At 62.0% G+C, this 9,270-nt stretch carries 11 protein-coding genes, 1 tRNA gene and 1 pseudogene; 6 read left to right on the forward strand and 7 right to left on the reverse strand.

The genetic code is table 11. From position 1 onward, the window contains the following. Positions 1 to 541: 541 nt before the first annotated feature. Positions 542 to 1,510 carry a complex I NDUFA9 subunit family protein gene (locus tag VGP39_RS22960; RefSeq protein ID WP_327570387.1) on the reverse strand — a complete coding sequence of 323 codons (969 nt, stop codon included), beginning with the start codon at positions 1,508 to 1,510 and terminating at the stop codon, positions 542 to 544. Positions 1,511 to 1,711: 201 nt separating this feature from the next. On the opposite strand from VGP39_RS22960, the gene VGP39_RS22965 reads away from it, so the two are divergent. Next, a tRNA-Leu gene (locus VGP39_RS22965) sits at positions 1,712 to 1,798 on the forward strand. 71 nt (positions 1,799 to 1,869) lie between these two features. Here VGP39_RS22965 and VGP39_RS22970 read toward each other — a convergent pair. From VGP39_RS22970 to VGP39_RS22980, 3 genes are all read right to left on the reverse strand, one after another. After that, complete coding sequence (locus VGP39_RS22970) at positions 1,870 to 2,016, reverse strand: type II toxin-antitoxin system RelE/ParE family toxin (RefSeq protein WP_327570388.1); 147 nt, start codon at positions 2,014 to 2,016, stop codon at positions 1,870 to 1,872. A gap of 140 nt (positions 2,017 to 2,156) precedes the next feature. After that, the gene (locus tag VGP39_RS22975) at positions 2,157 to 2,420 is read right to left on the reverse strand and encodes a type II toxin-antitoxin system ParD family antitoxin (protein ID WP_327570394.1); all 264 of its coding nucleotides are present in this window, start codon (positions 2,418 to 2,420) and stop codon (positions 2,157 to 2,159) included. A 176-nt stretch (positions 2,421 to 2,596) separates the two neighbouring features. After that, entirely contained in the window at positions 2,597 to 2,917 is a 321-nt protein-coding gene (locus VGP39_RS22980; protein WP_414644775.1) for a hypothetical protein, read from the reverse strand. A gap of 268 nt (positions 2,918 to 3,185) precedes the next feature. Between VGP39_RS22980 and VGP39_RS22985 the strand changes: the two genes are divergently transcribed. Both VGP39_RS22985 and VGP39_RS22990 read left to right on the forward strand, forming a co-directional pair. Next, positions 3,186 to 4,040, forward strand: coding sequence for a radical SAM protein (locus tag VGP39_RS22985; RefSeq protein ID WP_327570389.1), 855 nt, complete (start codon positions 3,186 to 3,188; stop codon positions 4,038 to 4,040). Positions 4,041 to 4,044: 4 nt separating this feature from the next. After that, a complete protein-coding gene (locus VGP39_RS22990; RefSeq protein ID WP_327570390.1) occupies positions 4,045 to 4,731 on the forward strand; it encodes an iron-containing redox enzyme family protein in 687 nt (228 codons plus the stop codon). Between the two features lie 46 nt (positions 4,732 to 4,777). Here VGP39_RS22990 and VGP39_RS22995 read toward each other — a convergent pair whose 3' ends face one another. Beyond that, a complete protein-coding gene (locus VGP39_RS22995; RefSeq protein WP_327570391.1) occupies positions 4,778 to 5,902 on the reverse strand; it encodes a hypothetical protein in 1,125 nt (374 codons plus the stop codon). Positions 5,903 to 5,958: 56 nt separating this feature from the next. Between VGP39_RS22995 and VGP39_RS23000 the strand changes: the two genes are divergently transcribed. After that, a complete protein-coding gene (locus VGP39_RS23000; protein ID WP_327570392.1) occupies positions 5,959 to 6,150 on the forward strand; it encodes a hypothetical protein in 192 nt (63 codons plus the stop codon). 27 nt (positions 6,151 to 6,177) lie between these two features. Here VGP39_RS23000 and VGP39_RS23005 read toward each other — a convergent pair whose 3' ends face one another. Further along, positions 6,178 to 6,480 carry a hypothetical protein gene (locus VGP39_RS23005; RefSeq protein ID WP_327570396.1) on the reverse strand — a complete coding sequence of 101 codons (303 nt, stop codon included), beginning with the start codon at positions 6,478 to 6,480 and terminating at the stop codon, positions 6,178 to 6,180. Positions 6,481 to 6,946: 466 nt separating this feature from the next. After that, the gene (locus VGP39_RS23010) at positions 6,947 to 7,747 is read right to left on the reverse strand and encodes an NYN domain-containing protein (protein WP_327570397.1); all 801 of its coding nucleotides are present in this window, start codon (positions 7,745 to 7,747) and stop codon (positions 6,947 to 6,949) included. 239 nt (positions 7,748 to 7,986) lie between these two features. Between VGP39_RS23010 and VGP39_RS23015 the strand changes: the two genes are divergently transcribed. Together VGP39_RS23015 and VGP39_RS23020 are read left to right on the forward strand one after the other, a co-directional pair. After that, positions 7,987 to 8,601: a ribonuclease D gene (locus tag VGP39_RS23015; RefSeq protein ID WP_327570393.1), complete on the forward strand. Its 615-nt coding sequence runs from the start codon at positions 7,987 to 7,989 to the stop codon at positions 8,599 to 8,601. Between the two features lie 316 nt (positions 8,602 to 8,917). After that, positions 8,918 to 9,270, forward strand: a pseudogene (locus VGP39_RS23020) (LPS export ABC transporter periplasmic protein LptC); the annotation flags it as partial.

The following is a 9,270-nucleotide window of genomic DNA, read 5'->3' on the forward strand; positions in this document are numbered from 1 at the left end:
AGCGAGGGGATGGAGCGGCGGGAGGCGCCAGGGCACCAGCGGGCACCCCTTGAGGCGGGATTAACGTACCCACCTCGCGCGGCAAGGCACCGCGCGCGCCCAAGGCAGGCGCTGCGCCTCCCGGCGCTCCACCTGGCCACCGGCCTGTCGACCGTTCCGGGGCGCCCCGGTCCGGCCAGCTTTCGCTCTGTCCAACTTCGGGATCGCCTCTAGAAAGCGCCCTAATCAAACAGGACTAGCAATATATACCCCATTGTAGGAATAGCATCAATAGGAATTTTTAGCCTCGCAAGAATTATTTTCGTCATCCCCGCGACGGCGCTAGTTAGGACACACACATCTTTTTTCTGGCGGAAAGACCAGGACTGCCGTCATCCTGAGGTGCTCGCCGTCTTCGGCGAGCCTCGAAGGATGGGCCACAAGTGTCCGCAGCCATCCTCCGAGACGCCGCGCAAGCGCGCGGCTCCTCAGGATAACGGTTGAATGCGTGGCTCGGAAATGTGCTTGGCGTGGACCTGCGGCCGATCGTGCACGCAGGAACCTACGCGCTCTTCTTCTGGAACTGGCCCATTTTGCGGAAGCGCCAGAGGTACTGCGGCGCAATGGCTTCCAGCGAATCCGGTGTGATCCCCAAGCCTTCCAGCGTCAGCCCCGCGGCCTTCGCCGGTTGCGACACCACATTGTCGGAGCGCAGCAGCGCCACCTGGTCCGGCGTCAGTTTGAGCGGTCCCGGCGCAAACTGCAGCGCCAGCGCCTGCAGCTTTGCGAGGCCGAACGGCAGCGAGAGGAACATGCGCTTGCGTTCGATCACACTGAGGATGATCTCCATGATCTCGCGCATGGTCAGCACTTCCGGGCCGCCGAGTTCGTAGACAGCGCCTTCTTTGGTCTTGCCATCGACCGCATCGGCAACCGCGGTGGCGACATCGCCGACATACACCGGCTGCATTTTCGTCATGCCGCCGCCGATCAGCGGCAGGAAAGGCGACACCCTTGCCAGCGCCGCAAAACGGTTGCTGAACTGATCCTCGGGACCGAACACCACCGAGGGCCGAAGGATCGTCGCCGCGGGCACGGCCCCGAGCACCGCCTTTTCGCCGGCCGCCTTGGAGCGCGCGTAGCGCGACGCCGAATGTTCATCGGCGCCGATCGCCGAGACATGCACCATCCGCGCGCCGGCGGCACGCGCGGCTGTCGCCACGGCGCCTGCACCCGCACCCTGCACCGCGTCAAAACTTTGTGCACGGCCCTCGGCAAGGATGCCGACCAGGTTGATGGCGGCATGGCTGTCCCGCATCGCGGCCTCGACCGAGGCCGGATAGCGCAAATTGGCCTGCACGGCGTGGATCTGACCGACCCTGCCGAGCGGCTGCAGATGGCCGGCGAGTTCAGGACGGCGCACCGCGACCCGGATGCGGTAATCGCGCTTGGCCAGCGCCCGCACCACATGCCGCCCGACAAAGCCCGAGCCGCCAAAAACCGTGACCAAGGTATCGATATTCGAGGGCATCGGGGCTGTTCCTGGGCAGTCTAACTGCGCTCGCGCGGGTGTTTTAGCCGTTTCGCGATACGCCAACGCGCGTGCGCTGTACAGGCCATGATCCGGAAAAGTCGGTCCGGTTTTCGAAAAGATCAGGCCCCATGATAACCATTTGGGCGGCACTTCAATGATTTGACAAGCGCGCGGACGGTCCGTAGTAACCGGCCTCAAGCCCAGGTGGCGGAATTGGTAGACGCGCTGGCTTCAGGTGCCAGTGGCTTAACGGCCGTGAAGGTTCGAGTCCTTTCCTGGGCACCACAGATCGCGCGGCAGGGCGTACTCATTCACGCATAAGCTTGTTCCAGTCGATCTTAATTGCTGCCCCGCCATCATCCTTCCGGAAACAGCAGCGGCTCATAATCGCGGGCACCGTGAAGAATGTGCACCACCTCTATGGCCTCAGTGCCGACGCGATAGAAAATCAGGTAACTGCCGAACGGGCGCCTGCGGATGCCATGGTGTTCGTAGCGCGGCACCAAGGGATAGCCGCGCGGCGCGTCGGCGAGTGCGAGACATCTTTCTCGCAGGTCATGCTAACGCCGTCGTCACGCTGTCGCGCGCGATATATTCAGCAATGCTTTCCAGATCGGTTTCCGCTTCGGCCGCCAGGACGACATCACGGCCGTTTGGCGCTCGCCTTCGCACGCAGCATGGACTCCACGCGATCGAAGGCCTTGGCCGCCGGCGTAACGCGGCCCGCCTCGGCATCGGCCAGGCCGCGGGCGATCGAGGCGTCGAGCGCGGCCAGCCGGGTTTCGCGCTCCTGGATCAGCCGCACCCCCTCACGCAATACCTCGCTTTTGGATCCATACCGGCCAGTTGCGACCAGTTTCGTCACGAATTTTTCAAGGCTCTTTCCCAGGTCTGCACTGATCGCCATGGCGAAGCCCTTCTCAGCCGCAACTTTCAACGACGGCCAATAACTATTATTAGTATGGCTGGATTTCAAGCCGTGGTTTATTGCCTCTGCTGGAGCAGCTGTTTCAGTGCCTGTTCGGCGCGGTGCGTCCGTTTGAATCAGCGGCGGCGACCTAATTATAGCCCACCGCCCGCCGATCACTGCCTTGTCGCCATCCATCGGCCGTTGCAGGGCATTCCGGCCGACGCCGAATTCCATCTTCCAGAATCGGCATTGCCGCTCAGTTGTCCGCTGGCAAAGGCGCCCTTGAGCGAAGCCCTGACCACGCCATTTCGTCCGACGCTGCCTGACGGGTCGGCGGCACCGGACACCTGCCCATCGGTCACGACCAATGGATAGCTGCTGGTCGGCTGACAGCTTCCGGTCCTGGTGACGACCGTCACGTTCCAGATGCCATCGTGATCGGTGTGAGCGATCGCCGGGGCGGCGAACAGGGTGATTGCGGACAGCACGAACAGGATGGGAAGCGTTCGACGCGTGCGCGTTCGCTGTTTTTTGACGGCGTGACGAAAGTAGTCGCGCGCGACGGCATCCAGGACCGAGGATACCAATTCATCGGGTTCCGATGGAGCGCGACGCTTGGCCTCACGTACATAGTCCGCGGCCTGCTCCTGCACTTCTAGCAAACTCGCATCGTGCATCCACCTCACTTGTACCGTACTGGACTGCCAGACCGGTCCTCTATAAAAACCGATCATCGGGACAATCGCAAGATTACCTGGCTTTATGGAGTACCGCCGCATGCACGTCTCAACCGGTATCGCATACCGGCCCGAAGACAATCCGTTCACGACGGTAATGGTCGACGTGACGCATCGCTGCAACATGGCGTGCCGCAACTGCTACATCCCGGCGCGGGATATTCCCGATATGGATGCAGCCTGGCTCCAATCCATTCTGGTGCGCTTGCGGCGGCGCGCGCGTATCCGGTTGGTCGGCGCCGAGCCGACGGTGCGGCGCGACCTGGCGGGCCTCGTGCGCATGGTCCGCGCAAGCGGTCATCTGCCGCAGCTACTCAGCAACGGCTTGGCGTTGGCCAACCGCGCCTATGTCTCGCGCCTGAAAAAAGCCGGCCTCCGCACCGTCTATTTGTCGATGAATGGCGGCTTGCGAGACGATCTTTATGAGGCCATGGACGATCTGGCTTGCGCGAAACGCAAGCTGGCGGCGCTCGAGAATCTTGGCGCGGAACACATGTACGCTAGTGTCGGAATGACTCTCGCCTTCGGCGTGAATTCCGGACATGTCGGTGAGTTCTGGCGCTACCTCGTGCAGCGGCCTCAGGTGCGCGAGGTGCATCTACGCTCCGTCGGCCCCCTCGGCCGCCACATGGCCGGAGCGGCATATACACTCGAGGATCTGATTGCCATTGCGAAGGAGCAGATCGGGCTCTCCGCGGCGCAGCTCGAGGCGGGCGTTCGCGAGCCGCATGTGTTCGATACCTTCGTCGGACGAATGCAACTGCAGCTAACCCAGTGGCCTGATCTTGGCAGCAAGACGCGCGGCCGCCTCACTCCGGAAGGCACCATCGAGCCCTTCTTTGAACACGTGACCCTCAATGCGAGCAACGGAGGATACTGAGGCCATGGCTCTGCGCGAAGCTTTGCACGCCGAATTGCATCGGTGGCCGGTTGCGCAGGCCCGCCTTTTCCGGCTCGGCGGCCGCAGCAGCGCGCCACGAGCGATGCTGCAGAACGTCGCACTCCGGATTGCAGCCGGGGCGATTGATTTTCCCCATAAGCTCTCCCGGCTGCTGGCCGGCACGCGTGAGCCTTTGCTGCGGGAGTTTCTGATCGGCAACCTTCTTGAGGAGGAGGGGCTCGAGCAAATCGGTGATGATGAAGTCATGCGTCGGCCGGAGCGGGCGCACGCGACCTATGCATTGCGCCTGACGACCGCGCTTGGTCTCGAACCCGAGTTGGTCGGTCGTGCGGCTCCGCCGCAGTATGCGTATTTCGACCGTGCCCTTGAGGACGGTCGCTGGCGCGCCGCCATGGCGTTCCTCAACATCGGACTGGAAGGCCAGGCGCCGCGCTTTTGTCCCGCCTATGCAGAGATGTTCCGCCATCACGGCGTGACGGACCATGGCCTCATCTTCTTTACGGTGCATGGCGAAGCCGACATCAGGCACAGCGAGGGCGCGATCGATTTGGCGGTTCGGCTCGCCCGTACAGCGGCGGATGCCGACGAACTGATCGAAGGCGCGCGCGCGGGCGCCGCGTTCATCTGGGAGCAACTCGACGGTGCAACAGCGCCTGCGCGAACGGCTTGAGCGCCCCATTCGAGCGTTGCGGGAGTCCAGCCTGGCGATCACCCGCTCAAGCGAACTGTTCCCAGAAACCGCCGGTCAGACGCAGATTCTCCGGCGCGCTCTGCAGGGCGGCCAGCACCCTTGCGCGATAGTGATGCACGAAGCGGGACTCCCATTCTTCGTAAGGCTCTCCCTGTTCCGGTCGACACGTGTCGAGTTCGAACACCATCCGAATGCGTTCCCCCTCCCACAACGGGAAGCAATAGAGGTAGCGGACGCCGTGCCTCCATATCAGCCGCGGAATCCACTGCGCTACGCGCAACCCCGCCCCGCCGGGCAATGCCGTTTCGGCAAAATGAATCCCTCGGCGGCTGTCGGGAAACAGCGCGATGGAAATTCCCCTGTCGAGATCCCGCAGCACCTGACGAAGCGAAAGCGGCAAGGTAGAATCGATGTAAAAGTCCAGCGTGTCGGTCACGCGAGTGGGCGGTACTGCAGCCAGGATGCGTACACGCGGCCGCAGCGAACGCAGGTAGTGAGGCGATGCGGGGAGCACGCCGACATGGGCATGGACCAGCAGGACTCCGCGGTTCTGGCTGCGCAGAAGCCGCTCGACCTGCGCGTCAGGTGAAATGATGAGGGCGTCGAGCTCGGCAAGCCGATCGCGCGCGCAGTTGGCCCAATCCCAGATCAGCAAGTTGCTTGCCCAACCGAAGTGCGCTCTGCGCCGCCACTCTCCGTGGCTCATTTGTGGTGGGGCCAGGTTGCGCCATGCCCACGCTGACGCTGCCGGATACGAAGCGGAAGGCGGGTTGGCGCGCACGGCGGCGAGACCTTGGGCCAAGGTGGGCGGCAAGCGTCTTGAGCGGATTGCAAGCGCGCGGCTCATGGCCTGCTCGCGCTCGGCTTCCGATACCGCGTAGACGCTCAAAGCGTACTGCAGATGGTCGTCATCGGGTGTGATCCGAGCCGCGGCGCAAATCGCCTCCCTGGCGCTCTCCCGCGAACCGAACCGCACAGCCAGGGCATAGCGCAGCCGGTGATAAGAGCCGCGGATACCTCCCCAGCGTTTAGAGCGCGGGTCAGTTACGCCCGGCGAACCGGCCGCCCATCGCGCGCGCCGCCACGCTGCAGAGTGCAGTTGCCTGCCGAACCTGGCGAGCCCTCTGACGTCCGGAAAAATGCGTCGCACGGACAAGTCCTCGCTGGGCCTGCAGGCTACCCTGTCGGCATGATTCCGAAAATATCATGGCCGCGTTGATTGAATTTTCGCTGCTGGGGCGAGCGCGAAGTATTACCGGCAGCATGCGGTTAATTGTTGTCGGCGGATTTGACAAGGTCGCGATCGGCGCCGACGCGCGTGCGCCAGCTCAAAGGAACTTCAAGGGAACGCGGTCGCTGATTTGCCCATCGAGCGTCCGACGCGCTTCAGGCTCGTAACCAATCTGGTCACTGCTCGCGCGCAGCTCACCGCCTTGTCGCCATCCATCGGCCGCTGCAGGGCATTCCGGCCGACGCCGAATTCCATCTTCCAGAACCGGCATTGCCGCTCAGCTGTCCGCTGGCAAAGGCGCCCTTGAGCGACGCCCTGACCACGCCATTTCGTCCGACGCTGCCTGACAGGTCGGCAGCACCGGACACGTTCCCATCGGTCACGACCAATGGATAGCTGGTGGTCGGCTGACAGCTTCCGGTCCTGGTGGTGACCGTCACGTTCCAGACGCCATCGTAATCCGTGTGAGCGATCGCCGGAGCGGCCAACAGGGTCATTGCGGACAGTACCAGCAGAACAGGGAGCGCTCGACGCGCGCGCTTTCGCTGTTTTTCGATGGCGTGGCGAAAGTAGTCGCGTGCGACGGCATCCACCACCGAGGAGACCAGCTCATCGGGCTCCGAGGGAGCACGACGCTTGGCTTCACGAACATACCCGGCGGCTTGCTCCTGCAATTTATGCAAACTCGCGTCGTCGGAAATCGGCGTTTCCATCTGAAGCCGTGCGATGGCCCGGGCCGATTCGTTTCGTGAGGGCATGACAAACCTCCAAGATGTTTTGAGTTTTTGATCTTGAAGGCCGCTTTGCGACCAGTTTCCCAAGCCCGATCAATAACGGTCGGATCTCTGAGAATGCCGGTTGAATCCGGCTCAGTAGATCGCCGGGTTAACCGGCTCGGTTATGTCCGGTTCCTGACTCTGTAAGGGTTATTGATGTTCCGAAAGAGGAACCGCAGTCGTAAATTCAGACCGCTGGCGTGCCCGTCACCTTCTTTTTGCGCGTTCTCCTGTCCTTCACCCTCTCTCTCGCGGTTTCCTTTGGCTTGGCGCGGATGCGGATGCGGTTGCTATCGGTTTTCTCTACATCGAACAGGCCGATGTTTCGCACCAGGTCGCTCAATTTCGTGAAACCGTAGCTGCGGGGATCGAAATCCGAAACAAGGTTCGTCAATTGCCTTCCGACGATTCCGAGGCTTACCCAGCCGTCGCCTTCGTTTTCAGCCTGCGAAATGGCCTTTTTCAAAAGCGGAAGGGCGGCGCTCGGCGGCTGCAATGACTTTGATTTCGGCGCTGCGCTGGAATTCGATGCCGGCGTTTGCGGAAGCAGGTTCTCGGTGTAGATGAATCGCCGGCATGCCTGCCTAAAACTTTCCGGCGTTTTCTGCGCGCCGAAGCCGTAGACGTCGGCGCCTTGTTCGCGCAGCCGCGACGCAAGCCGCGTAAAATCGCTGTCCGACGATACGAGGCAGAAGCCGTCGAACCGGCCGCTGTGCAGCAGATCCATGGCGTCGATCACCAGCGCGATATCGGAGGCGTTCTTGCCCGTCGTGTAGGCGAATTGCTGATAGGGATCGATGGCATATTTCTGGAGAATTCCAGTCCAGGACCTGAGCTGCTGGTTAGAAAAATCCCCGTAGATGCGGCGAACGCTGGCCTCGCCGAACTTTGCAACTTCTTCGAAAAGACCGCCTGCAATCTGCGGCGAGGTATTGTCGGCATCTATCAGCACGGCAAAACGAGGCAGGCGTTGTTGTTCGGTTTTCATCGCGGCACCCTGGATGACTTTGGTGACCAACCATATTGCCCCAGTTCTGCCGCCCGGCACAGCAAAGAGAAACGGCGAATAACATCAGTAGTTTCAATATGTTGGAAGTTTTTGGCGTGAGGTTGTTAATTTGCCGGTCATCGGTCGCCGACAAGAGTCGCGCGGCCCCTCGTTTGTTTGGGATTTCAACGATAGTTTAGGCTGCATCGATTCGACGAAGCCCGAAAGACTGCGACACCATGACCATCCGCCTGCACCGCGGCGATCTGCCGGATTTGTCGCGCTACACCGGCTCGGTGGCGATCGACACCGAGACCATGGGGCTGCACCCGCATCGCGACCGGCTCTGCGTGGTGCAGTTGTCTGCCGGTGACGGCAGCGCGGATGTGGTGCAGATTTCCAAAGGTCATGCCGACGCGCCCAACCTGAAAGCGCTGCTGGGTGATCCGAACATCACCAAGATTTTTCACTTCGCGCGGTTCGATCTCGCGGCACTGTACAACGCCTTTGGCGTGATGCCGCAGCCGGTGTACTGCACCAAGATCGCCTCGCGCCTGTCCCGCACCTATACCGACCGCCATGGCCTCAAGGACCTGGTGCGCGAGGTGCTCAACATCGATCTGTCGAAGCAGCAGCAGTCCAGCGACTGGGGCTCGCAGACTTTAAGCGACGCGCAGCTGGCGTATGCGGCTTCCGACGTGCTGCATCTGCATGGCCTGCGCGAGCGCCTCGATGCCATGCTGGCGCGCGAGGGCCGCACCGGGCTGGCGCAGGCATGTTTTGAATTTCTGCCGACGCGGGCGAGACTGGACCTGCAGGGCTGGGATACCGAGGACATCTTTGCGCATTCGTGAGGCGCGCACCCGAGCCGTGATTAGGATGGACTCGTCATGCGCGGGCTTGACCCGCGCATCCATCATCTTCGCAAGAATCTTTCGAAGAGGATGGATGGCCGGGTCAAGCCCGGCCATGACGCTTCGCGTCGTTGCGGACCCGGCTCTGCGGAGCGGCATGAACGAAATGCCCCACCGCAGAGCCGGGACACGATGTAGCAGCGGTCCGCCCCGTTTCGGTCACACTAATCGTTCTGGTATGGCTGCATTATTAGGCATTTTGGCGTAGATTGACCGGGTCAAGCCTCGACACTTCCTTGGGCGCTTCGGAGCAGCGGTGTATTCGGTTCAGAACCCAGCCCTTCAAGCCGGAATGGACGCGCGCTTTGCCATTGCCGCGCGCCACAGCCGGCTGGTGCGGATGCTGCGCATCGTGGTTCCCACGGTCGTGGCGCTGGCGATGGCCGGCTTGATCGCGATCTCGATCTTCAATCCGTTTCGGCTCCTGATGAAGCAACTGCCGATCGACATGGACAATCTCGTGGTGTCCGGCAGCAAGATCACCATGGAATCGCCGCATCTGTCCGGCTTCTCGCCGGATCAGCGGCCCTATGAATTATGGGCGAAAACGGCGACGCAGGATCTGAAGGATCCCGATCGCGTCGAACTGAAGGCGTTGCGCGCCAAGAT

The sequence above is a fragment of the Bradyrhizobium sp. genome (assembly GCF_036009065.1).
Classification (GTDB): Bacteria; Pseudomonadota; Alphaproteobacteria; order Rhizobiales; family Xanthobacteraceae; genus Bradyrhizobium.

Coding starts and splice junctions, on each gene's coding strand:
- VGP39_RS23005 (WP_327570396.1), bottom strand. CDS start 6,480: ATGACCCTGTTGGCCGCTCCGGCGATCGCTCACACGGATTACGATGGC.
- VGP39_RS22975 (WP_327570394.1), bottom strand. CDS start 2,420: ATGGCGATCAGTGCAGACCTGGGAAAGAGCCTTGAAAAATTCGTGACG.
- VGP39_RS22960 (WP_327570387.1), bottom strand. CDS start 1,510: ATGCCCTCGAATATCGATACCTTGGTCACGGTTTTTGGCGGCTCGGGC.
- VGP39_RS23015 (WP_327570393.1), top strand. CDS start 7,987: ATGACCATCCGCCTGCACCGCGGCGATCTGCCGGATTTGTCGCGCTAC.
- VGP39_RS23000 (WP_327570392.1), top strand. CDS start 5,959: ATGGCCGCGTTGATTGAATTTTCGCTGCTGGGGCGAGCGCGAAGTATT.
- VGP39_RS22990 (WP_327570390.1), top strand. CDS start 4,045: ATGGCTCTGCGCGAAGCTTTGCACGCCGAATTGCATCGGTGGCCGGTT.
- VGP39_RS23010 (WP_327570397.1), bottom strand. CDS start 7,747: ATGAAAACCGAACAACAACGCCTGCCTCGTTTTGCCGTGCTGATAGAT.
- VGP39_RS22985 (WP_327570389.1), top strand. CDS start 3,186: ATGGAGTACCGCCGCATGCACGTCTCAACCGGTATCGCATACCGGCCC.